The 24,454-nt window shown below is 41.2% G+C and carries 19 protein-coding genes; 8 read left to right on the top strand and 11 right to left on the bottom strand.

The window, feature by feature from the left end:
* Nucleotides 1-114: 114 nt before the first annotated feature.
* The 4 genes from H6G77_RS28815 to H6G77_RS28800 all read right to left on the bottom strand — a co-directional run bounded on the left by H6G77_RS28815 (nucleotide 115) and on the right by H6G77_RS28800 (nucleotide 8,897).
* Nucleotides 115-5,199 (bottom strand): WD40 repeat domain-containing protein, encoded by a 5,085-nt coding sequence (locus H6G77_RS28815; protein WP_190873392.1) that lies wholly within the window; start codon nucleotides 5,197-5,199, stop codon nucleotides 115-117.
* The gene (locus tag H6G77_RS28810; protein ID WP_190594222.1) at nucleotides 5,172-6,506 is read right to left on the bottom strand and encodes a P-loop NTPase fold protein; all 1,335 of its coding nucleotides are present in this window, start codon (nucleotides 6,504-6,506) and stop codon (nucleotides 5,172-5,174) included. The genes H6G77_RS28815 and H6G77_RS28810 overlap by 28 nt, the downstream gene beginning before the upstream one ends.
* Before the next feature lie 540 nt (nucleotides 6,507-7,046).
* On the bottom strand, nucleotides 7,047-8,168 hold the full coding sequence (locus H6G77_RS28805; protein ID WP_190675224.1) for a tetratricopeptide repeat protein: 1,122 nt from the start codon (nucleotides 8,166-8,168) through the stop codon (nucleotides 7,047-7,049).
* 90 nt (nucleotides 8,169-8,258) lie between these two features.
* On the bottom strand, nucleotides 8,259-8,897 hold the full coding sequence (locus H6G77_RS28800; RefSeq protein WP_190594220.1) for a sigma-70 family RNA polymerase sigma factor: 639 nt from the start codon (nucleotides 8,895-8,897) through the stop codon (nucleotides 8,259-8,261).
* Nucleotides 8,898-9,095: 198 nt separating this feature from the next.
* Between H6G77_RS28800 and H6G77_RS28795 the strand changes: the two genes are divergently transcribed.
* Nucleotides 9,096-9,692, top strand: a complete 597-nt coding sequence (locus H6G77_RS28795) for a glyoxalase-like domain protein (RefSeq protein ID WP_062294779.1) — start codon at nucleotides 9,096-9,098, stop codon at nucleotides 9,690-9,692.
* A 416-nt stretch (nucleotides 9,693-10,108) separates the two neighbouring features.
* Here the strand turns inward: H6G77_RS28795 and H6G77_RS28790 are convergent, their stop codons facing one another.
* Nucleotides 10,109-10,321, bottom strand: a complete 213-nt coding sequence (locus tag H6G77_RS28790) for a DUF433 domain-containing protein (RefSeq protein ID WP_190675222.1) — start codon at nucleotides 10,319-10,321, stop codon at nucleotides 10,109-10,111.
* Between the two features lie 482 nt (nucleotides 10,322-10,803).
* On the opposite strand from H6G77_RS28790, the gene H6G77_RS28785 reads away from it, so the two are divergent.
* Both H6G77_RS28785 and H6G77_RS28780 read left to right on the top strand, forming a co-directional pair.
* Nucleotides 10,804-11,034, top strand: coding sequence for a DUF433 domain-containing protein (locus tag H6G77_RS28785; RefSeq protein WP_190675218.1), 231 nt, complete (start codon nucleotides 10,804-10,806; stop codon nucleotides 11,032-11,034).
* Entirely contained in the window at nucleotides 11,031-11,363 is a 333-nt protein-coding gene (locus H6G77_RS28780) for a DUF5615 family PIN-like protein (protein WP_190675216.1), read from the top strand. Before H6G77_RS28785 ends, H6G77_RS28780 begins: the two co-directional genes overlap by 4 nt.
* 79 nt (nucleotides 11,364-11,442) lie before the next feature.
* Here the strand turns inward: H6G77_RS28780 and H6G77_RS28775 are convergent, their stop codons facing one another.
* The 5 genes from H6G77_RS28775 to H6G77_RS28755 form a co-directional block, all read right to left on the bottom strand.
* A complete protein-coding gene (locus H6G77_RS28775; RefSeq protein WP_190594218.1) occupies nucleotides 11,443-12,765 on the bottom strand; it encodes a CO2 hydration protein in 1,323 nt (440 codons plus the stop codon).
* Nucleotides 12,766-12,792: 27 nt separating this feature from the next.
* Nucleotides 12,793-13,392: a CDP-alcohol phosphatidyltransferase family protein gene (locus tag H6G77_RS28770; RefSeq protein ID WP_190873391.1), complete on the bottom strand. Its 600-nt coding sequence runs from the start codon at nucleotides 13,390-13,392 to the stop codon at nucleotides 12,793-12,795.
* A gap of 33 nt (nucleotides 13,393-13,425) precedes the next feature.
* Nucleotides 13,426-14,928, bottom strand: a complete 1,503-nt coding sequence (locus H6G77_RS28765; RefSeq protein WP_190675210.1) for an NADH-quinone oxidoreductase subunit M — start codon at nucleotides 14,926-14,928, stop codon at nucleotides 13,426-13,428.
* Nucleotides 14,929-14,968: 40 nt separating this feature from the next.
* Nucleotides 14,969-16,828: an NAD(P)H-quinone oxidoreductase subunit F gene (locus H6G77_RS28760; protein ID WP_190873390.1), complete on the bottom strand. Its 1,860-nt coding sequence runs from the start codon at nucleotides 16,826-16,828 to the stop codon at nucleotides 14,969-14,971.
* A gap of 457 nt (nucleotides 16,829-17,285) precedes the next feature.
* Complete coding sequence (locus H6G77_RS28755; RefSeq protein ID WP_190594214.1) at nucleotides 17,286-17,795, bottom strand: GNAT family N-acetyltransferase; 510 nt, start codon at nucleotides 17,793-17,795, stop codon at nucleotides 17,286-17,288.
* 69 nt (nucleotides 17,796-17,864) lie between these two features.
* On the opposite strand from H6G77_RS28755, the gene H6G77_RS28750 reads away from it, so the two are divergent.
* The 5 genes from H6G77_RS28750 to H6G77_RS28730 all read left to right on the top strand — a co-directional run bounded on the left by H6G77_RS28750 (nucleotide 17,865) and on the right by H6G77_RS28730 (nucleotide 23,152).
* The gene (locus H6G77_RS28750; protein ID WP_190873417.1) at nucleotides 17,865-19,016 is read left to right on the top strand and encodes an FAD-dependent oxidoreductase; all 1,152 of its coding nucleotides are present in this window, start codon (nucleotides 17,865-17,867) and stop codon (nucleotides 19,014-19,016) included.
* 199 nt (nucleotides 19,017-19,215) lie between these two features.
* Nucleotides 19,216-20,433 (top strand): ABC transporter substrate-binding protein, encoded by a 1,218-nt coding sequence (locus H6G77_RS28745; RefSeq protein WP_190873389.1) that lies wholly within the window; start codon nucleotides 19,216-19,218, stop codon nucleotides 20,431-20,433.
* A 7-nt stretch (nucleotides 20,434-20,440) separates the two neighbouring features.
* The gene (locus H6G77_RS28740) at nucleotides 20,441-21,391 is read left to right on the top strand and encodes a branched-chain amino acid ABC transporter permease (RefSeq protein WP_190873388.1); all 951 of its coding nucleotides are present in this window, start codon (nucleotides 20,441-20,443) and stop codon (nucleotides 21,389-21,391) included.
* Nucleotides 21,392-21,414: 23 nt separating this feature from the next.
* Entirely contained in the window at nucleotides 21,415-22,347 is a 933-nt protein-coding gene (locus H6G77_RS28735) for a branched-chain amino acid ABC transporter permease (RefSeq protein WP_190873387.1), read from the top strand.
* Between the two features lie 13 nt (nucleotides 22,348-22,360).
* Nucleotides 22,361-23,152 (top strand): ABC transporter ATP-binding protein, encoded by a 792-nt coding sequence (locus H6G77_RS28730; protein WP_190873386.1) that lies wholly within the window; start codon nucleotides 22,361-22,363, stop codon nucleotides 23,150-23,152.
* Nucleotides 23,153-23,373: 221 nt separating this feature from the next.
* Here the strand turns inward: H6G77_RS28730 and glyQ are convergent, their stop codons facing one another.
* Complete coding sequence (gene glyQ / locus H6G77_RS28725; protein ID WP_190594209.1) at nucleotides 23,374-24,252, bottom strand: glycine--tRNA ligase subunit alpha; 879 nt, start codon at nucleotides 24,250-24,252, stop codon at nucleotides 23,374-23,376.
* Between the last annotated feature and the right edge of the window lie 202 nt (nucleotides 24,253-24,454).

The raw sequence follows: 24,454 nt of genomic DNA, 5'->3' as shown, positions 1-24,454 counted from the left end.
TTATTTGCTGTAGCTTTTCAAGCTAAATTTCTTTTACCGTGTTTTTTTGTGCTTTCGCAATATTTAGATAAAGTTGTGATAAAAAATTTAATACAATACCTGAATGATTTTGGTTTACTGTTTCAAACACAAACTGCGATCGCTCTGACTAACTTTAGGATTTTTCTGCAAATAATCATGTAACAAATCACAACCCCGTCTCAGCAAATTTTCGAGTTTAATATCTGCTAAAGTCCGAAAAACTACCATTCCTTTACCGCTACCTGCTGCCAGAGTTTTACCATCTGGGCTAAAATTCACACTCGTTAATTCTTCTTTATCACCTTTGAGTGCAATAAGTAATCTACCATCTCGGTTCCAGAGTTTGAGTTTATCTTCACTGGCTGCTACCAACATTTTGCCATCAGGACTAAAACTCACACTAATGAAGCTATCACCGTCTCCCGAAATATCATTGAGTAGTTTACCGTCTCGACTCCAAATTTTAACTGTGCTATCAATACTTGCGGAAGCTAAAGTTTGACCATCACTAGACCAAGCCACACCATTCACCGGACGATTATGACCTTTTAAAGTTTTTTGTGGTTTGCCGTCCCGACTCCAAATCATCACTGTTTTATCGTCGCTGGCGGAGGCTAACAATTGACCATCAGGGCTAAAATCTACCCAATTTACAGCGTCTTGATGACCTGTTAAAGTGTGCAGCAGTTTGCCATCCCGATTCCACAGCTTGACGGTTTGATCTTTACTCGCTGAGGCGATAACTTGACCATCGGGCGACCAAGCTACCGCCAATACTGTATCTTGATGACCTGTTAAAGTATGCAGCAGTTTACCGTCCCGACTCCACAGCTTGACGGTTTTATCTTTACTACTTGAGGCAATATTTTGACCATCCCTTGACCAAGCCACCCCCCAAACTTGACCTTTGTGACCTGAGAAGGTGCGTAAAATTTGCCCTTGGCTATTTAAGATTTTGACTGTGGAATCTCGACTGGCGGCGGCGATATTGCGGCTATCAGGGCTAAAACTGATACTGGTAATCCAGTCAGCTTGGTCGCTGTTGGGGTTACGTAACAGCACATCATCCCAGCGCCAAAGTTTCACAGTTTTGTCACGACTCGCGGAAATCACAGTCCGACTGTCAGAACTAAAACTCACACTGTTTACCCAATTGTTATGACCCCGGAGAGTCCCCAACAGTAAACCTGTGGGACTCCACAATTTCACGGTTTGGTCGAGACTAGCTGAGGCAATTGTATGACCATTGGGACTAAAACTGACGCTGGTGATTTCTGCTGTGTGACCAGAAAAAGTTCTGATGAGTTGACCTTGGAGATTCCAGAGTTTAATTGTTTGGTCTAAACTGCCAGAAACAAGGGTTTTACTGTCGGGCGACCAAGCTAGACTTTTGACAGCATCATTATGTGCTGGCCAAGTTTTGAGTAATTTACCTTCCCGGTTCCAAAGTTTGATAGTTTGATCAGCACTGGCTGAAGCGAGAATTTGATTATCCGGCGACCAAGCTACATCTAAAACAGAACTTTGATGTCCGGTTAAGGTGCGGAGTAGTTTTCCATCACGACTCCATAATTTTACGGTGTTGTCGGTGCTGGCTGAGGCGATAACTTGCCCATCGGGACTGAAACTCACGCTATTCACTACAGCCGTATGACCTTTGAGGGTGTGGAGTAATTTGCCTTCCCGACTCCATAATCTTACGGTCATATCTTGACTACCAGAGGCGATGATTTGCCCATCGGGACTAAAACTAACACTGTTAACTATATCTTCATGTCCCGACAGAGTTTTGAGTAAAGTACCATCAGCCCGCCAGAGTTTAATTGTATTATCGGCGCTACCGGAGACAATTAAGAAGCGATCACGGCTAAATACAGCACTATTCACCCCTCCGGTATGACTTTCTAACCTGTTAATCTCCCTGACACCTGACACTGCTTGGTATAACGCCGTTTGCACTTGCTGTTGTGTGGAGGGGTCTACCCAAATAGCCTGTTCTAATTTTCTCCCGGCTTTGATTCCTTCTTTTAACGCATCGATACCTTTTTGGGATGCAAATAAAGCTTCACTAGAAACACTCAGGGTTTTAATTTCGCTATCTAAAACGCTAATGATGGAAATTGACAAGCCAACAATTGCTAAAAATGCTACCGATAAAGCAACTTTCAAAGAACGATTTAACCTGGCTTCGTTCAGCCTTTGTTTTTCTTGGGCGGCTGCGAGTTGTGCTGTGAGTTCCTTTTCTTTCAGCACCGACCTTAATTGTTCAATTTCTAACTGACTTAATTCTTCACGCTTGCGTAATTCTCGTAATTCTGTAACTAAATCAAACCCTTGCGGGGGCGGAGATTCTGGGAGTCTAGCTTGTTGCTTTTTTTGGCGCAGTTCACTTTTGAGGCGTTCAATTTCAAATTCACTTTGATCCACTTTGCGGCGTAATTGATCAAGTTTGGCTTGTAAACTTGATTCTTGTTCTTGCAAGTACCGAATCAAATCTACTAAGTAATCATGAATGAGTTGATAGCGTTCCGGTACATCAGGAAATAACACAACCAAACCAGAACTAACTAAAATATTCAAGACTAATTCTAATTTACCCGCATCTTCTAATTCAGCAATTTCTGTAGTTAATTCGGCACGGGTTTTAAAAGGTCTTTGATTAGTTTCATCTGTGAGTAAATATAAAACTAATAACGCGGCGCGTTCATTTTCGGGGCCGCAATCTTTGATTAATTCTTTAATATACCGCTCAATCAGTTTGTTGGGGCGATATGGTTGATATTGGGCTAATGTATTAATCCGTTCATCTTGGAGTTGTGCGCCCACAACTTGTAATTCTATTGGTCGCACTTCGCCCAAATCTGCGGATAAATCTTCGACCAAAGCCTCGATTAACGCAGGTTCTAAACTCATCTGCGATCGCTCGGTTAATTTTTGAATAATTACCTTTGCATATTCGGGGGAAAAATTATTTAATTGATATCGAATATTTTTATCAAGAATATTATAATCAATGGCTTCTAAGGCGGCGAGATTTTTAAATTCCAGCAACCGATATAAATAATCTTCCCGGATGGAAAAGATGATTTTCACAAAGGAAACATTTAAACAATCTCGCAAAAATCTATCAAATTTTTGCCTCTCTGCTAACTGACTACAAGTAAAGAAAAATTCTTCAAATTGGTCAAAAATTAAAACTGTAATTAAATGTTTATTGGCATTTTCAGTTAATTTGGTCAAAATATCAGCCGTGGTGATGGGGATATGGGTATCAGATGCGCTGACTTCTATGACTTCTTCTCGCTGAATGTGAGACATCGCCGCCGTTAAAGCTTTCCCAAATTCACGCACCCAATCTGTGTAAACTTGAATTACCACAGGCACGGCAATTTGGTCGCCGACGGTACGATTTTGTAAGGCTGGGACTAACCCGGCGCTAACGGTAGAACTTTTACCGACACCAGACTGACCGTGAATAATCATTAATTTTTGGTCAGCACGGCTAATTTTGCCAATTAAGTTATTAATATCGCCTTCTCGCCCAGAAGCCTCAATTTCTAAGGCGACGCTGCTGGTTCCCGAAGGTGACATCAAAGCGGGGTTAGTGGCTTGTCGTTGGGGTTGTAAACGTCCCGCGCCAATGAAAGCCCGAAAACCATATTGTTGTTCGACAGAACGCCGTTTTTGTCTGATAGTATAAGCTTCTGAATATCGCCCAGCCGCAAAGTAAAGCGATCGCAGTGTGCGTAATAAGCGAATATAACGATGGGCGTTATATTGATGGGCGCTATTTTCCAACGCATTCGGTAGGGCTTTTGCAGCTTTTTCTAAATATTCGTTCGCAATTTTATGGTCGCCTAAACTTTGTTGGGCTTCGGCTAAAATTAAATAATAAATTTGCGCCAGTAAAGAGGGAAATAAATATTGATGGGAAGCGCCTTGTCTTTGAGCTTCTCCTAATTTTAATAAAGACACATGGGCTAAAATACTCGCCTGCATCCAACGCGACTGTTGTAAAGCAACTTGAGCTAAAAAACCATAGTCACAAGCAAGTTGAATTTGACTACCATAAATTTGATGTAGTTCTAAAGATTTTTGCGCTACTGTCTGTAATTCTGACCACTCTTCTAAATGTTCTAAAACTTCTGCGAGTTGACTAATAAATTCGGCAACAATATCAAATCGTTGCGCCAACTCCAAAACATTACATGATTGTTGTAAATAAGCTTTCGATTCATCCCAACAACGACGATTTTCAATTTGATTTTGTTCGGCGAGGCGGATATAACACAAACCTAAATAATAAAGTAATACACCTTGACGGACTAAAGGTGAAGTATGATTACTGAGAATATCTAATTCCGTAGTCCAAGTATTGGGAATGGTGGAGAGAGAATTTTCAGTACAGTTTTCTAAGGCTAATTGTTGCCAAACTTTTAAACTTTGTTGAAAATGAGTTAAGGCTCGCTGAATGCGATCGCCCACATAATTATCCAAGCCAAACACAAACTCTAAACTGGCGTATAATTCTGGTTCTAAAGTAATTCCGCGATGACGTAATTCCTGAATGGCAAAATGCAGTTCATCGTTATGTTCCCAGATTTGCTCTAAGGTTGAATATTGCTCATTACCTGAATTATCTTGATGTTGTGTCGGTAAAACTGTTGCAAATAACGAGTCAGTTTCTTGGCGTAAAAAATCTTGCAGTTGTGTAGTCGTCATTTCAAAGCGAATTGGTGTCGCCGCCCAACTCGCAAAATCTGGTGCTAACCGCACGACTTTTTGCAATATTTCATCATTCACCCAAAAAATCATCGGGAATAGGTGACGTTTGGGAAATTCATCCCGAATTTGATTAATTGAACTGAGTAAATCATCAATATGTTCTACCGATTCTAAACCCAAAATATTCAATGCAGATGGTTGTGGTTCATCAGTCCGCAACTGGATATGAATTGTGCTGTAAAGACTTCTCGCATTTTGGGGAATCACGAGTTTCTGGACTGGACTTGATGCAGATGCTTCTATTTGTTGGAGGATTTGCGTTTGTAAAACCCGATAGTTACAACAAACCAACACTACAGAAAATTGTCCCCGCGATAGGGAAATTGCTCTGCTTAAACTGCGTAAAGCCCGCTTGTTAGCTGATTTTATATCTGCTTGTGAATCTTCAACCATGATTGAAATTTTTGTGTCTCAGCGATAACTGGGTTGACAGCAAACCAAGCACCTCGATGGTCACGATATTCAAAGACAAATAAACTGCGTAAAAGAGCGTGATAGGCGATGTCACCACCAACTCTTTGCTGTTCTACCACCTGAAAAATTAGCTCCCATTCATGGGGGTCAATGGCGTGGGCGCGGTAGTCTCGTTGACGTTGAATTACTAGTTCTACACAGTCACGCTCAAAAGGTGGATCTTGTTCTCTTAAGCAGTCAAACAGCAACCCCAGTAAATCCCGGACATGACCACCGCTAATTAAGCACAATCGATCCAAAGTTTCCAGGTTATCAAATATCTCTGTAACTAAGCTTAAGCGATCGCTCACTTCAATGTCAGGAAAAGCTCTGGCTAAGACCATTTGTCGCATCAGTGATAGCCCTTGGTTAAATATTTCCCCAGAACGCAAACGTACAGGGATCATCGGTAAAACCTTGGGCGCAACCCCACCACCTAAACGATGTTGCAGTTCGGCACTATCATTAGAAAAAATTAACGACAAAGGGATAGTGTAAACTAAGTGACAAGCTAGTTTACGTAATTGTTCGCCACGTTCAATAAATAAGTATTCTGGCAGCGATCGCCCCGATGGTAAAGGCCGAATTGCGACCCTATCCAAGTTATCAACAATGACCACTAGACCTTTCTTACCTTGATTTTTTAGTTCGTTGTTGGCGCGTTCTAGGAGTTCTTTATTGATGGACTGCAAAATATTTTGGGTACGCGGTTCGAGATAATCTCTTAACCGTCGCCGCAGTTGGGGACTTTCTTTGGTTTTGGCGGTGATTTTCGCTATCCCCACAGATAATTCTGCTTCTACACCAAAGTCAATTGGTGTTTGTAAAAAATCGACAACTTCTGTAAATAATTTCGTGAAGTAACTCGGCTTGAGGCGGATTTTTTTCGCTTCCAGACTTTCGCTCACCTGTCCTGCGATCGCCAGTAAAATATCTGTTACATCCACATCCGCCATTTCTAAGACATGGGTAGACTCAAAATAAACTACATGAAATTTCTGCTCTTCTAACTCGGCTTTCAACCGCAATAATTCCGTCGATTTACCACAACCCAAATGTCCCGTAAACAATTGACAAGTGGGAGTATCAGGAGAAATTCGCGTAATTGTCCGCAGCAGAGCCTCAATAATTTTGCCGCCCCGCACCGCCGCAAAATCGATATAATAACGGCGATCGCTTGCATCTCCCATGACCAGAGGGCGACTAGGATTGCAAGCCTGATAAAATCTTTCTAAATCTAAAGGCATAATTAATTTTATTTACTCTGGGAACAATCAGGGAGAGTGCAACCTGCTCAATAAATATATTTATCTTGATTAATTTATGTCGTGTGCAACTTTCTCTTAAACCTAACCCCCAACCCCTTCCCTACGTTCGCGCAGCGTGTCGCAGACAGGGAAGGGGAGCAAGACTCAAAGCCTCTCTCCGCGTCGGGGAGAGGTTTGGAGAGGGGTTTAAAAAATAAGTTGCACATCGTGTTAATTTAGGTATTTATACAATAAGAATTACTGAATAATCCGACTGTAATTAGGATTTTTTAAGTTAATTTATATTTATTTTTTTTATATCACATAGTCGCAGCAAATTGAGGTCAATCACACAAATTCCATCCGCGTTCATCCGCGTGCATCTGCGGTTAATTATTTTTTCCTGTACCTCACAGAGTCGATAACCACGATATATTTTTCTTCAATACAAATAGATCCCCGACTTCTTCAAGAATTCGGGGATCTGCTTTTCCATCGCATATTTTAATCAACAGTTGGATAAAACCAATCCCGTAAACATCAACTGCGCTTTTTCTGCAACTTTGTTAATCTATCTTTTAACACCAGTTCGCGTTTCGTGTCTTCTAGAGTATTGGCGATCGCAATTGCTCGTTCGTAAAAATTCTTGGCTGTGGCATAATTACCTAACCGCTCATAGAATGCAGCATAAGATTCAAATGATTTTAACTGTTCTGGCAGATTTTGTAATTCTTGGGCGATGACTAAACGTTCTTGGAGTAATTCAAAAGCGCGTTCATTGCGTCCGACAGAAGTATGCGCCTTGACTAAACCATCAATGGCGCGTAATTGAATATTGCGATCGCCATTCAGTCTCGCCAACCGCATTGCTAACCCATAAGCGCCGATGGTATCGGGATAATTCCCCGCCGCCAGATAAGCATCACCTAAATTATTCAGAGTGTTGGCTTCACCAATTGGATCATTTTTTTGGCGGCGATAACTTAAAGCAGTTTCATAAAGTTTAATCGCCTTGTTATAATCACCCAGTCTGGCAGTAACTAAACCTAAATTGCTCAAAGAAAGTCCTTGCCCTTCGATATTGTTCACACCTTGAGCGATAGTTAATGCTTCTTGCACAGCTTTTCCGGCGGCGACAGTTTCCTCTTTTTGCAGAAGAATTGCGGCAATATTATTTAAGGCAAAAATTTGGGCTTGAAAATCTTTGCTATCCCGTGCGATCGCTAATCTTCGGCGTAAAGCGTCTTCCCCTTCTTTGTAACGCTCTTGTTGAATATAAGCTTTAGCTAGTAATTCATAAGTTAACCCGGTAGCTCTGACATCACCAATGGAATGATAAATCTCTAAAGCTTGTAAGCAAGAGTCAATAGTTTTTGCTGCATTACCTGAGCGATATTGCTGTTCACCAATCCGCAGCAAACTATCAGCTTCATCTCTGTCATATTGCCAACTCGAACTGTTTACAGGACGATGAAGTTGTTGAGTAATATCACTCGCATTGGCCACAATTGGAGTTAATAAAAAAGTCAACAGTAAAAAGAAAAAACTAAAAAATGGGAAATGATCACCCCGTCGCCCAGTAGTGATACCCTTGAGCAGCCAAAATTCGTAGCTTCTAGAATTTAAGGTGTGAGCAGATGGGAAAAAATGCCGTTGCTGCATAAAACTTACCTGTGGAAATTCGGCTTAAAGTATAAAGTTTCAGTAAAAGTTTTATTTTGTGCGGCATAATTACCAATAACACCAGCAATATTACGTAGTTGATGATAGAACCAAATCTTCTCCCAGGTATATAGAGCGGATGTCAGCAGGTAATTTAGCCTCTAGCATACGATAGCCTTCCTGGAGAAAATTGGCTACTTCGGCAGGGGCAATTCTTTCACCTTCCGCTTGCAAATAAGCTGCAATTCTGGTTTCACTCCAATGGAAAGTTTGTGCCATCAACACCATCAAACGTAAAATCGGGGGTAGCTGGTCTAAAGCTTTTTCCACATAACACCATAAAGGCGGCGAAGTGGCTTGCAGCGAATAATGAATGGCTTCCGTAGGTGGAAGTTCAATCTCGTTAATACAAAAAGCTGTGATGTTAATTAGCCAATTTTGTAAGGTTAAACCTTCTTGTCCGGGTTGGGGGTTTTCTAAATCCAGTCCGCCCAGTTCGTAATAGATATGTCGCCAAGTCAGGGCAAACAGATAATCTGCCTGCACAGGCGATCGCGCTGAATGTTGAATTAAAGTATATACAATCGGGCTGTAACGACAAAAAATCACCGTGAAATACTTGCCAGCCTCTGGATATCGTTGAAATAGACTCAGCAGTTCCTGGTCATTGTGATGAAACAGCGACTTAACTAGCGGGTGATTTGTTTCGGGAAAATGAGGAATTTGCATAAGCCTTTTCGCTAAGAGTTGTTAAGATTAATGTTTATAACAATAGCCCCAGAGTGCAAACCGTAAAATTTTCGTTTATGTCTGTTTGCTGTCCCAGATCAGACCACTTTAGTATTGATACACTAAAGACAAGGACTTAATATTAGTCTCTATCAATAAAAATAAAAGCGGCTCCCTTATACAATCTTCAATTTGTTCATGGTTATAGCAGCTAATGTAATGCAGTTTTTACTTGCCCCGTTGACTTTTGGCTCATTTTTACCATCCCTGCCTTTAGATAGTCTGTTTTCGACTCAAGGCATTATGGTCATGCTGCTGGCGGCTTATGCTGGGGCGATGTGGATGTTTCTCAGCAGTGCGCCCAAAGTTCACACAGTGATGGTGTCAGATTTGGAAATTGCTCGACAGTTGTACGAAGGGCTACTCGATTTACCAGCCGCAGAAGTGCCTCTGCACTACTACTACAACTATGAACAAACCATCGGCACAACGGCGATAGATCCTTTGTATATGTCCGCCAGTCCCAGTTGGTCGGGCAAAACAATGAACAATGCTAACGAAGGACTCTGGTATCAACTGAAAAAGAATACCCAGCTACACGTCATTACCGGAGCGAGTTTAGGCAGCAAAAATCAACAGCGTCACGTTTGTTTTGACCGTGACTGCTTGGAAATGATTTTATTGCGGGTAGAAACCCGTGGTTTAAAATTTAAAATTCGCAACCAAAAGCCTTTAAATTTCTTAATTAAAGACTATGAAGGGCGGATTATTGAACTCGCTGAAGTAGCGAATTAATTAGAGAAGTGAAAAATTGAGAAAAAATGTAGAGACGTAGTAATGCTATGTCTCTACATTTATTTTGGGTCACTGCAAAATAATAGTAAGTTTTTCAAGACTTTTTTGATTAATGTTAGTATTTGCACTACAGCCTTTACTCGTCTGCTGAGGTACAAATTTATCTGCGTCCATCTGCGGTTAATTATTCTTGCTTCCATTTGCGGAAGAGTGTCTTCAATTTGTTGCTGAAGGTCAGCATTTCGTTTCACAAATTTACAGAATGCTCACTTAAATTTCGGCGTTAAAACCAGAAGTCTCATTCTTCTTCTTGGTTCAAAGATTCGCGCAATTGAGCAATTACACTTTTGGCTGATAGAGCCTGAAAACTACCTCCACGGAAATCCGCTAAACTTTGTTGAGTATCCGCAGTAATTTCATCTCGATGTCAGCATTTCCTTTGCCAACTCAAGGGCTGCGATCGCTTGCTCACGTCTTACACTGGGAAAATGATCTAAAAACTCATCTATTGAATCACCTGCTTCAAGATAATCAAGCAGCGTTTTCATTGGCACACGAGTTCCGACAAAAACAGGCGTTCCTCCCATTATGTCAGGGTCACTATGAATAACACGCGCTGTGGCTGTCATATCAATTATTTAGTTGCAGTGATGTGTTTCAATATTTTAGCCTATACAACAACTAATCATCTGGGTGACAAGCTTCAAGGCGATCGCCAACAGCTATTTTACTCGTGTCAACTTCAAAATCTCCGGTTTTAATATCATCGCCACAATTTTGCCGTGATTACCTGATTCGACTTTGGGATGAACCTGAATCTTCTAACACTCACTCGACTTTCAGTCGAATGGATGTTGGAGACATTACTTCTACCGATATCTCTGCCATCTCTGTCGCCTGTGCCTTGAACCACCTCTTTACGTCCTTACCTCCCCTCACACGAGGAGTCCCATTCTTGTTTGCACGACGATCAATCTTGCCCAATAAACGTAGGTTTTTAATACTCCACAGTCGGGCAGCAATGAGTAAAACGATTTAACGGCTAAGTTGCAGCCCAGTGTCAGGCTGCTCTAAACTTAGAGACGTATCAGACAGATTATAAACAACCAAAATGAGTTATCGTGACATTATTACCATAGAACCTGACAAACGAGGCGGCAAACCCTGTATTCGACGGATGCGAATCACTGTGTACGATGTTCTGGGTTGGTTAGCAGTCGGGATGTCTCATACTGAGATTCTGGAAGACTTTCCTGAGTTGACTGAAGCGGACATCAGGGCTTGCTTAGAGTTTGCTGCTGACAGAGAACACCGTCTTGTTGCTTCGGTAGGTGCTGGTTGAAGCTACTATTTGATCAAAATTTGAGCCGCAAGCTGACAACTCGATTAGCAGATATTTTCCCTGATTCCAGTCATGTGCAGTTTCATGCACTCCAAGAAAGGACTGACACTGAAATCTGGGAATTTGCTAAAAGGAATGATTTTTGCATTGTCACTCAAGATGCAGACTTTGTTGAGCGAAGCCGTTTATACGGTTCACCGCCCAAAGTAATATGGCTACGTTGCGGAAATGCGCCTACTAATTATATCGAAGCTCTAATTCGGTCTGGAGAGGAAGCCATTAAAGAACTTTTAAATAATCTTAATCTACATTGTCTAGAGCTTTACTAATTGGGAACGAAAAAGTTGTATCTGCCTTCAATTCAAATCAACTTGTGTTCAGTCATTAGTAAAGCTCATCACTGTTTAATTAACGATAATCTGGGGTTTGAATATTCCGCAGACGGGCAGCATCACGCATACCATAATCAGCGCGGGTAAAGCGATTTAATTGCTGTTCAAAAAACTCACGATTGGCTTGCAAATGTTTAGGATTAGGGTCATCTAAGGGATATAAAAGCGCAGTTCTTAGGGCTTGAATTACCGCAGAAGTAACGTTATACATTGAGCGTTGGAAACTAATACCCAACTGAATCAACATATCGTCTTCACCACGGCAATGTTGTTTGTAGTAATCAACAAGATATTGTGGTAAAAAGTGCAACATATCTTGCATTAATAATGTTGGTGGAATACCAGCAGTTCCCACAGGAAAGACATCGGCGTAGAGAATGCCGTAGTGGAAATCTTTTTGGTCATCTGGCACTTGTCCGGCTTGGGCGTTGTAAGATTTTGTGCCTCTAAAGGGGGCGGTGCGGTAGAATACAGCTTCTACGTAGGGTAATGCTGCTTCGTACAGCCAGGTGAAGCCTTTTGATTTGGGGATAATTTCGTAGCATTCCCCACGGATATAAACATGATGGTAAATGGGACGACCTGCGATCGCAAATATGCCATTGACCAAAAAGTTCATTGCGTCAGGTACACCCTTAAACCCACCTTCGTCGTAGATGTCGGACATTTCAAAGAATACCGGGGCCATGACTTCCCAGAACAAGCCGAGGTTAGAGTAGTAGGACATCTGGCGGCACTGTTCCAAAAACATATCAGGAAACAGTTTGTACAGTCCCAGCATTACGGGGTTGCCTTGGAAGTAAGCTTTAATTGCCCTGTCGGCGTTGGCTTTGTATTCTTCGGAGTCGAGATACGCATCAAATTGATTGACTGGCGCATACATCTGTCTATGCCAAAGCATTGCCCGCATACAAGCTTCCGCAAATTCCATGTTGATGCGATCGTGGAATAAGTGATGCAATAATTTTGGCATTTTCAAGGTTTCACCCTTTTCCATAAATGCCAAAAGTTCAGGATGGGCTGTTGCTTCACCACGCCAAATTCTTAAATCAGCAGTATCACCAGCGTAATGATTATGCAGGTCTAAATACTCTTTGGGTAAGAAGTATTTAAAAAAGGCAAATGGCTCTAAAAATACCTGTTCAGCTATATATAATAAGTCACGCCAGTAAAAATCCATCGGGACAGCGTAAGCTTTATAAATCCCGATGATTTGCATTAAGTTTTCTGGCGTGTCTGGTAACATTGAACCGCCAGCTTCTAAACGATGAATTACTTCCGCAAATTCATGTTTTGAAGGTGGGATTTTAGTAACAGGTTTTTCTGGAGTTTGTACCATATTGGTTCCTGGATATTAAATGTATTTTTAGACAGTAGAAATATCGGTTGTTTGTAATTGCTGCTGACGTATTTTTAAAGCATGAAAAATACTCAAAACATCATGCGTCCACACTGGCAATATTAACGTCATCGCAATTTCTTCGATGCTGTAAATAGTTCCGGCAATACAAGTTAGCCATAAAGTTATGCCAGCGTAGTTAAATCCAAACAATGCCACAATGGCAATAAATAATGTAATTCCCCAAAACTTAGCTGAGTAAGTGTGATAGCTGGCGGGTTTGCCATATTTAATTAAGTTCACTATCCACCACACAATTTGAGCAAAAATCACCATCAATAAAGGAAGGTAATAAGCTATCAAAATATCTTGGTATCCCAGCCAAGCACTTAAAAAGATACAACTAAAAAGGCAGGTATCAGCCCAGCTATCAGCTTGTCGCAATTTGGCATTGCTAACACCAAGTCGCCGGGCAATAATGCCATCAAAAATGTCGGAAAGAAAAGCAGCAGTAAAACCTACTAAAAACCAAATACTCGTATCACCATCCCAAGCATCCCACAGGAGGAAGGGTGCTATTAAAAAGCGGAACATTACAAGACCACTGGGAATTAAGGTGAGATTCATATTTTCTCCTGTATCGGTTGCGTAATTCTCTTTTTACTTCAACGCAACCTGAGAAATTACGGTTTTTTCCGCAGGGGTAATTGCTGCTACCATTGCCGTGGTTGTGGTTTCACTCCAGCGCACTAACCAAGTAGGTTGGACTCCTAAAAAGATGATGAGGACTGCCAAAATTAAGGCTGGTACTTTCTCTGACCACAAAACTTTGGGATAGTAGGCTAAATCATTGTCGAGTCTACCAAAACAGGTGCGGTTCAGCAGGATGACGAAATATACCGCCGTTAAACCACTGGCGACAACGCATAATATTGTCGGAATGGGGAAAACAGAGAAACTGCCCTGAAAGACGATAAATTCAGCGATAAATCCTGTTAAACCGGGAATACCAGCACTAGCCATGCCACTTAATACAAGTAAGGCACTAATTAAAGGTATGCCACGAATTGGACTCATTAAACCGTTGAGTTTGTCTAACTCGCGTGTGCCGGCTTTAGCCTCCACGACTCCTACCAAATGGAAGAGAATGGCAAGGATGATACCGTGGCTAAACATTTGGGAAACTGCACCAACTAGGGCGAGGGAAGTACTAGCAGCACTGGCAAGCAATACATAGCCCATGTGACCGATAGAACTGTATGCTACCATCCGCTTGATATCTTTTTGGGCGATCGCTACTACTGCCCCATATATCGCGCTAATTGCCCCCCAAATTGCCAAGGTTGGGGCAACAGTACTCCAAGCGTTGGGGAACATCCCCATGCCAAACCGCAATAAACCGTATGTTCCCAACTTTGCCAATACACCACCTAACAAAATGGCGATGGGTGCGGAAGCTTCCACATAAGCATCAGGTAGCCAAGTGTGGAAGGGAACGAGAGGAATTTTGATGCCAAAACCAATGATGATTCCTGCTAGTAACAGCAGTTGCAGTCCAGCAGAGAGGGTTTGAGTGGAGACAGCATCAAAGGCAAAGCTTGTGGAACCTGTCAGCCACACCATACCTAAGAAGGTGGCTAAAATTAATGCGCCGGAAACCGCAGTGTAAATTAAAAATTTAATGCCAGCGTAAGCCCGTTTTTCGCCGCCCCAAATTGAAATTAATAAATAAAAGGGAATTAATTCTAATTCGTAGAACAGGAAAAACAACAGTAAGTTTTCTGCCAAAAAAGCACCAGCAACGCCGCCACTTACTAACAAAATCATTGAGTAAAATAGGCGGGGTCTTTCTGTATCTTTGCTGCTGCTGTAAATAGCAATCCAAGTCAGGAGGCTATTCAAAATCAACATTAATATTGATAGCCCATCCACCCCTAATTGATAACTTAAACCAAGGGTTTCGTTCCAAGGTAGATATTCTTGAAACTGCATTCCTGGAGTAGTTAAATCAAATTTAAACAGGATGAACAAATTCCACAGCAGAATTAAACCGGATAAGGTGAGGGATACCAAGCGCAAGCGATTTGGTTGGATGGCATTGTTAGGCCAAAACCCAATAATTACGGAAGCGATAATTGGTGCCCAAATTAAAACACTTAGCATGGGAGTTTTTAACCGCCGATGAACGCAGATGATTAACCAGTTAAAACATTAACTCTAGAAACTGTACGCCCCAGTATGGCCATGTCACCCAAGCGCCTAAAAGACCAACGCCTAAAAGGACTGTGAAGGCGTAAGTTTGGGTTTGTCCAGAGGTGCTATATTTCAAGCCTTCGCCACCGAGGAGGGAGAACAACCCAACAAAGTTAACAATGCCATCTACTACGAAGCGGTCAACCATATCAGCAAATTTTGCCAATTGGGCAACGCTGAAAATGATGGTTAGGCGGTATAGTTTGGGGGTGTAAAAGTCGTAAGCTAACAAGTCTTGCAAACCTTTCCAAGGTAGGCGGACTGGTTTGGGAATGTTGCCAAGATAAATTACGCCACCGACGCTACAACCAAAAATACTCGACCAAATTAGTAGGAGTGCGACATCTTTATTGAGGTTTGCCCAGTCGGGTAAGAGTGATAAGCTTTGCAACACTAAAGGTAAATGGAGGACAAATCCGAATAAAATCACCATTGGCAATACCATCGGCCAGTGAACTTCAGGCGATCGCTCACTCATTTGCTTAGGTTTACCACCAAAAATCAAGCCAAATTCTCTAGCTAAACTAACGGCTGTCAATGCGTTAACTGCTATAACTATCCCAACTAGCCAAGGTTGAGTTTCCCATAACCCATCGGCTAGTTTCATCAATGCCCAGAAACTACCAAGGGGTGGGAAACCGATTAATCCTAATGTGCCGATAATAAACGCTAAACCAGAGATGGGACGACGTGACCATAAACCACCTAGTTGGGTGACATCCTGGCTGATGCTATTCCAAATCACGCCGCCAGTACTCATTACTAACAAGGCAGCAGATAAGGCATGGGTAAGTACTAGTAACAGTGCAGCATCATCTTGCTGTGTGCCTACAGCAATGAACACTAAGCCCATGTAAGCACTCACAGAATAAGATTGGCAGCGTTTCACGTCAATTTGCGCGATCGCAATTAACGAAGCACCAATAGCTGTTACTGCCCCAATCGCTACCATCACAGTAGAAACTAGCGGTGATAAAGTTAACACTGGTTGCAGTTTAATCAGTACCCATGCACCACTGGCTACAACTACCGAGTTCCGCAAAATTGTACTGGGAACAGGGCCTTCCATCGCTTCATCTAACCACAAGTGCAGGGGGAATTGGGCGCATTTACCCATCGGCCCAGCAATTAAGGCTAAACCCACTAAACTAATTACTGTCGGGTCAACTTCCGCAGTTTTCGCCCATACAGCCAGTTCGTTGTAATCCCAAGTTCCCGCCAGAGGCCATAAACCTAAAACCCCAATCAGCAGAAACAAGTCTCCTACCCGTTTGGTTAAGAAAGCGTCTCTCGCACCTGTTACCACCAAGGGTTGACTAAACCATAAACCTACTAAAAGGTAGGTTCCCAATGTGAGGACTTCTAGGATTACATAACTAAAGAACAAGTTATTACATAAGGCAAGGGCGCACAATCCCGCTTCAAATAGTCCTAATAAAGAATAGAAGCGTCCCCAACCCCAATCCATTTCCATGTAACCAATAGCGTAAATCTGTGCTAACAAATTTAAACCACTGATTACTACTAACGCGCCTACACTAATTGACGAAAGTTCAACAGCAATGGTCAAATCTAAACCTGCTGTTGATAGCCAATGAATAAATACTTCTTGGGGTGGATGATTCCAAGTTGCTTGTAAGGCGATCGCACTATGGACAAACGCCAAAAATGTCATTACTAAATTTACATAACCTGCTGGCCTTGGCCCAGTTTTGCGGATGATCCCCGGCGACCAAGGTACGGCTAAAAGCCCACCAATTAAGGCATATAAAGGAACTAGCCAAACAGTCTCTAGTAGAAACTGAGCCATGAAAATACCCCTAGATTTAAACAGAAATTAGTGTTTTGGCACCAAATTGCTTTGATCCCGCCACTATGCACTATTCAAAAACGCAAGTTTATATTTGCTTAATTTTGTTAGATTAAGCTTACCGTTATCTGAGGCAAAAGGGAATTAGTTGATTAGATAAATCAGCGATAATTACTCTAATTAATTCTTATATATCTATGGATTGAATTAATAGATGATAACTATTGATTTATGTCTATGGTTTTCTATACATAAACCAATATATAGGAATACGGTTTGATTCCTGAATCTAGTTGTGTAAGCAGGGAGTAGGGAGTAGGGAAGACGGCTGATCTGGCTGTACTGATTTTTTTCAGAAATCAAATATGAGTCCTATAGTAATTATTACTCATTTCCTGGGATAAAACTAGTTTGTGTATAAAAAAGTACAAATATAAACAACTTTTTCACCTACTTTTCACACTTCAGACTTCTTTTCCCCAATTCGCAAACCCATAATAATTAAGTCCCGTTCGACCCCATCTAGTTCTGCTACTTGCGGTAAATATCCCCAACGTTGAAAACCTAATGTTTCAAACAGCTTGAGGCTGGGGTGATTATGGGCGAAGATAAAGCCTAAGAGCGTTTTTAAACCTAAATTGGGGCTTTCGGAAATTGCAAGGCTTAACAGTCGTCGTCCCAAACCGCAATGATGAAAAGTTGGGGCGATATAAATACTAATTTCGGCAGTAGCTTGATAAGCTGGGCGACCGTAAAATGATTGGAAACTTAGCCAGCCAGCAATTTTGCCTTCTTGTTCAATTACCCACAAAGGGCGAAAATGAGGCGATCGCCCATGAAACCAAGTGCGACGACTTTCCACAGATACAGGTTCTAAATCAGCAGTAGCGAGACGGCTAGGAATTGCCGCATTATAAATAGCTACGATCGCAGGTAAATCAGCTTCAGTCGCATGGCGGATAGTCATCGCTACCGTGTCGGAAAGGATATTGTAGAAAATATTCAAAAATCATACAGTGTTCATCGAAAGAATTCTATGCCTGATTTAGTACTAGTTGGTGGTGGTCATAGTCATGCGATCGCCCTCAAAATGTTTGGGATGAAACCACTACCAGGAGTACGTTTAACTTTAATTACCCCAGCATTAGACACACCTTATTCAGGAATGTTACCCGGACACATTGCTGGATTATATAGTTACGATGAGTGCCACATTAATTTGTCAAGATTAGCTGACTTTGCCCATACACATTTATATGTAGACCGAGCCATTGGTTTAGATTTAGAAAATCGTCAAGTAATTTGTGCTAATCGTCCGCCGATAAATTTTGATGTACTGTCTATTGATATTGGCAGCACTCCCGCGACAATCTCTGTACCAGGTGCAGCCGAATACGCTATTGCAGCTAAACCAGTAGCCAAACTCCTAGACTGTTGGTATAAACTACTGCAAAATGTTCACGAAAATCCTCAGCAGCAACTCAAAATAGCAATTGTCGGTGGTGGTGTGGGTGGCGTAGAATTAGCACTCGCAATGCAAGCACATTTACAGCAAATCTTGATTGCGAACCAGCAACCAGTTCAAAATCTGGAAGTTCATTTATTTCATCGCCATCAGAAAATTTTGCCGCATAATCATCACTCAGTGCAGCGTCAAGTAAAACAAGTTTTAACTCGTCGAGGTATTAAGCTGCATCTAGGCGAGTCTGTTTCTCAGATTACACAGATAAATCAAGAATTATTAGCAGTCAAATCTGAATCGGGGCTAGTGGTAGAGTGTGACAAAGTTTTTTGGGTAACACAAGCAGCAGCAGCAGACTGGTTAAAAACTACCGGACTCGGAACTGATTCACAAGGCTTTATTTTAGTTAACGACACCTTGCAATCTCAAACCCATCCGCAGGTATTTGCTGCTGGTGATATTGCCACAATGGTAAATCATCCACGTCCCAAAGCTGGTGTATTTGCAGTGCGTCAAGGTAAGCCGTTATTTGAAAACTTGCAACGAATGATTTTAGGCAAACCGCCCAAAGCTTACATCCCACAGCAACAATACTTAAGTTTAATTGGTACAGGCGACAAAAGAGCGATCGCTACCAAAGGCGCATTCACCTTATCACCCCACCCTTTACTATGGTGCTGGAAAGATTGGATTGACCGCCGCTTTATGCAAAGTTTGAGTGTGTAAGCGCAACACAGAGTAAGATATTATGAACTATAACTTTCTCGTTGACCCCAACAGTTAGCAAATTCATCTGCTTTTTATATCTGCATTCTTAAAAAAATGTATTGATCAACACTTTGACTAGTTACATTTGCATGGTCAAATAAAAATGATTTAATAACTAAGTTTTTGACATTTCTCATAACTGTATAACTATTGACTAATGAACACTGCCTTTATTCGTACCACAGCATTACTACCCATTTTCGCTTTATTTTTCACTGCCTGTAGTAGCTCTACCGTTAGCACAAATCCGGCAAATAATAATGCAACTCCACAAACATCAACAGTTATTCCTATAGGGATTGCTGTAGCCCAAACCAGTAATGTTGCTTTACTTGGACAAGAACAAGTTGCTGGCGCGAAAATTGCCGAAAAATATTTTAACGATCAAGGTGGAATTAATGGCACACCCATTAAATTAGTCTTTCAAGATACTGCTGGTGATGAAGCTGGCACAATTAACGCATTTCAAGCATTAATTAATAAAGATAAAGTTGTGGGGATTGTCGGCCCGACTTTATCACAACAAGCCTTTAGTGCTAATCCCATTGCCGAACGGGCTAAAATTCCTGTACTTGCACCCTCAAATACAGCTAAGGGTATTCCAGAAATTGGTGATTATATTGCGCGGGTTTCAGCACCAGTTTCTGTAGTAGCACCAAATTCAATTAAAGCTGCACTCAAGATAAATCCTAACATTAAAAAAGTTGCTGTTTTCTTCGCGCAAAATGACGCATTTAGCAAATCAGAAACCGAAATTTTTCAGCAAACAGTTAAAGAACAGAATTTAGAACTAGTTACAGTCCAAAAATTCCAAACTAGCGATACAGATTTCCAAAGTCAAGCCACCAATGCAATTAACCTCAAACCAGATTTAGTAATTATTTCTGGGTTAGCTGCTGATGGTGGTAACTTAGTTAGACAACTGCGAGAATTAGGTTATAAAGGCTTAATTGTTGGTGGTAATGGTCTGAATACATCTAATATATTTCCAGTTTGTAAGGCACTTTGTGATGGTGTATTAATTGCTCAAGCATACAGTCCAGAACATCCTGGCGAAATTAATACTAAATTTCGTCAAGCATATCTAGACCAATTTAAAAAAGAACCACCACAATTTAGCGCCCAAGCATTTGCCGCAGTTCAGGTATATGTAGAAGCCCTAAAATCTTTAGATCAAAAAAGTAAAGTTAATAAGTTAGAATTACCAGCATTGCGGACTGAATTGAACAAACAGCTACTGACTGGTAAATACAATACACCCCTCGGAGAAATTGCTTTTACACCCATAGGAGAAATAGTACAAAAAGATTTTTACGTAGCTCAAATCAAAATGGAAGCAGATGGTAGTAAAGGTAAGTTTACATTTTTGAAATAGTAGCTAAATGGATATTAGTCTGTTTTTTCAGCAATTGTTAAATGGGTTATCTATCGGCAGTGTCTACGCAATTTTTGCTTTAGGATATACCCTGGTTTATTCGATTTTAGGCATCATTAATTTAGCTCATGGTGCAATTTTTACCCTTGGCGCGTATTTCACCTACGCACTCATGGGTGGAACTTTTGGGTTTAACGGCTTGCTGGCGAATCTGACCCTACCTTTGCAATTACCATTTGCCATATCATTAATTATTGGCAGTAGCCTAGCCGGATTGGTAGGAGTTGCAATGGAACGTGTTGCTTTTTTACCTTTACGCCGCCAAGGATCTGACCCTTTATTAACTGTTGTTTCTAGTTTAGGTGTTGCAGTAGTAATTGTTAACTTAATTCAGTATTTAGTAGGTGCAGAAAGTTATACATATCCCGCTAATACTTTTGGTAATTTACCACCTGCAATTAACTTCGGCACTGTCGAAAAACCAATTCCCATTCGCACTGTGCAGATATTAATTTTTGTGGTGTCAATGGTAATTGTGGCAATTCTTACCTATTTTATTAATCGAACTAAATATGGTAAGGCTATGCAAGCGATCGCCGAAGATGCAACTACAGCTAGTTTACTAGGAATTAACAGCGATCGCTTTATTGTTTTGACATTTTTCATCAGCAGTTTCTTAGCAGGATTAGCCGGAACATTGGTAGCATCCAGCGTGAGTATTGCAGGGCCATACTTTGGGATCGCCTTTGGTTTGCGGGGTTTAGCCGTGATCGTCTTGGGTGGTTTGGGTAGTATTCCTGGTGCAGTTTTAGGAGGATTACTCATCGGCTTAGTAGAAGCTTTTGTCCCCGCCGAATACTCTGGTTACAAAGATGCTGTAGCATTTGGAATATTGTTTATCATGCTATTAGTTAGACCTCAAGGTTTACTTGGTCGGCGGTTCGTTCAGAAAGTCTAATAAATTCTGCATTCTGACAATTTATGGCTGAATTTTTTTCAACTTATGGTTCACTAATTGTCTCAATGGTGCTAGGAGCATTATTAGGACTTTCTTTGTACCTACCTTTAATGACTGGACAATTATCTTTAGCCAGTCCAGGATTTTATGCTTTAGGTGGATATATTGCAGCGATTTTATCCACAAAAGTATTTACATCCAGTAGTAATTTATTTCCCCTACATTTACTTTTATTGGAAATGTTAATCGCTGGCTTGGTGTCCGGGATACTGGGTTTATTAGTAGGTATTCCAGCATTAAGGTTACGGGGAATTTATCTAGCGATCGCCACCATTGCTTTTGTTGAAGTTCTGCGAGTTCTATCGTTAAATTTAGAAATTACAGGCGGTGCTGTCGGGATTTTTGGTATACCCCAACCCTTCCAAACACAAATCGAATACCTCTGGATTGCTTTACCGTTACTCTTAATTAGTATGATCTTGTTTTATCGGTTAGAAAGAGTCAGAGTTGGTAGAGCATTTACAGCCATCCGCGAAGATGAATTAGCTGCCGGTGCAATGGGAATTAACCCGACTTATTATAAAGTCTTAGCCTTTACTTTAGGGGCAATTCTAGCTGGTATTGTAGGTGCAATTAGCGCCCATTTTCTCAACACCTGGAATGCAAGACAAGGTACATTTGATGCCAGTATTATTTATTTAACTTTTGTCTTAATTGGTGGTTCAAGAACTTTTTTAGGTTCTGTTGTAGGTGGTATGGTATTCACAGCCCTACCAGAAGTTTTACGTGGTATTGCCGACTCAGGTCTTTTTCCTAGTTGGTTAGGTTGGTTAGCTCAATTTCTCCGAGATGGCAGATTAATTATTTTTGGTTTACTTATAGTCATAGGTACTATTTTCTTTCCTCAAGGTTTAGTCACACCCGATATTTTTAAAATGGGTAAAGTAAAAAAATAATTTAAATATAAATATGTCTGAAATTAATTCCTCAGATAACAGTAAAGTTATATTAGAAGTAAACTCACTCACGCGCCGCTTTGGTGGTTTAATCGCGGTAAATAATGTCTCTTTTAAAGTTAATCAACATGAAATTTTTGGCTTAATTGGCCCTAATGGTGCAGGAAAAACAACTTTATTTAATTTAATTACAGCCATGATTCCACCTTCTGAGGGTGGATTGATTTATCAAGGTCAAGAAATTGCTCAACTGCGACCCCATCAAATTGCAGCTTTAGGTATTGCGAGAACCTTTCAGAATATTCGCTTATTTGGCGAATTATCAGCCTTAGAAAATGTTATCATTGCCCGACATTTACATACTAAAAGTAATATGATTACAGGAGTTTTGGGACTACCACCCGCTCCTACTGAAGAAAATCAAAGTAAGCAAAAAGCTTTAGAATTATTAGAATTAGTTGGGTTGAGCGATCGCACAGCAGAAAAAGCTAAAAATTTCGCTTACGGTGCTCAACGTCGTTTAGAAATTGCCCGTGCTTTAGCCTTAGAACCACAAATCTTGCTTTTAGACGAACCAGCAGCCGGGATGAACCCCAGTGAAAAACAGCAACTGAGCGAATTTATCCGCAATATCCGCGATCGCTTCAACTTAACGATCATTCTGATTGAACACCACGTACCATTAGTCATGGGTTTGTGCGATCGGATTGCTGTATTAGATTTTGGTCAATTAATTGCTTTGGGTGAACCGGCTGTAGTCAGAAATAATCCAGCAGTCATCGAGGCTTATTTAGGAAATGAATAACATTAGTTGGCATAGCCACCCAACTCAGTTACTTGAATTGAGGTGACTAAGATTTGCCAAAAACTAAATATATAGGACTCATATTTGATTTCTGAAAAAATCAGTACACTCAGATCAGGCTTCTTTCCTACTCCCGACTCCCCATTTCCTATTCCCTACCTACACAAATAAATTCAGAAATCAAACCGGATTCCTATATATAGTTTTGCAGTTGGAATAACTCACACTGCGGTTTTCTTCAACAAAGGATAACCCAGATTTTCTCGCTGTTCTACATATAGTTGTGCGACTTTTCGCGCCAAATGACGAATCCTCGCAATATAGCGAGTTCTTTCCGTTACCGAAATTACTCCTCTCGCATCCAGCAAATTGAAAGTATGCGAACACTTCATCACATAATCCAAGCTTGGTAAGACTAACCCACGTTCTGTTAACTGATTAGCTTCCTGCTCATACAAATTAAACAGTGTGAGCAGCATCTCAGGATTTGATGCTTCAAAGTTGTAAGTACTCTGCTCAATCTCATTTTGCAAGAAAACATCCCCATAAGTAATGTCATCTGTCCATTGAAGCTTGACAATTGCTTCCACTTGCTGGAGATACATCGCTAACCGCTCTAATCCATAAGTAATTTCAATTGATACAGGCTTACAGTCTATACCGCCGCACTGTTGGAAGTAGGTAAATTGAGTAATTTCCATTCCATCTAACCAGACTTCCCAGCCAGTTCCCCAAGCACCTACCGTTGCATCTTCCCAATTGTCTTCCACAAACCGAACATCATGATCTTCAGGGCGAATACCCAAAGCCCTCAAAGAATCAAGATAAATCTCTTGAATGTTATCTGGTGAAGGCTTAATTAAAACTTGGTACTGATAATAATGTTGGAAACGGTTAGGGTTTTCGCCGTAACGACCATCTGTGGGGCGGCGACATGGTTCAATATAAGCCACAGCCCAAGGTTCTGGCCCCAACGCCCTTAAAAATGTATGGGGATTCTTAGTACCAGCACCCTTCTCAATGTCATAAGGCTGGGCGATCAAGCAACCGCGATCGCTCCAAAATTGATGTAGTGTGGCTATTACTGACTGAAAATTCACGCTCTACCCTTCCTTTCTCTGTACAGTGCATTCACTATTGTGGACTAGAAAGCCTATGAGTAGAGAGTTCCAAGGAAAGAGAAAAATTTTTTTAGAGAAGAGGTTGACAGTGAGGGGAAGGTTAGTTATATTGGATAAGTGCCTGAGAGAGGGGGCGCTGCAAAGCGAAGCTCGCTCGAAGGGAACCGAACCATGAAAAGAT

The organism is Aulosira sp. FACHB-615, from assembly GCF_014698045.1.
GTDB lineage: Bacteria > Cyanobacteriota > Cyanobacteriia > Cyanobacteriales > Nostocaceae > Nostoc_B.
Note: the sequence above shows the minus strand (reverse complement) of the source record. Positions and strands in the feature narration are given on the sequence as shown.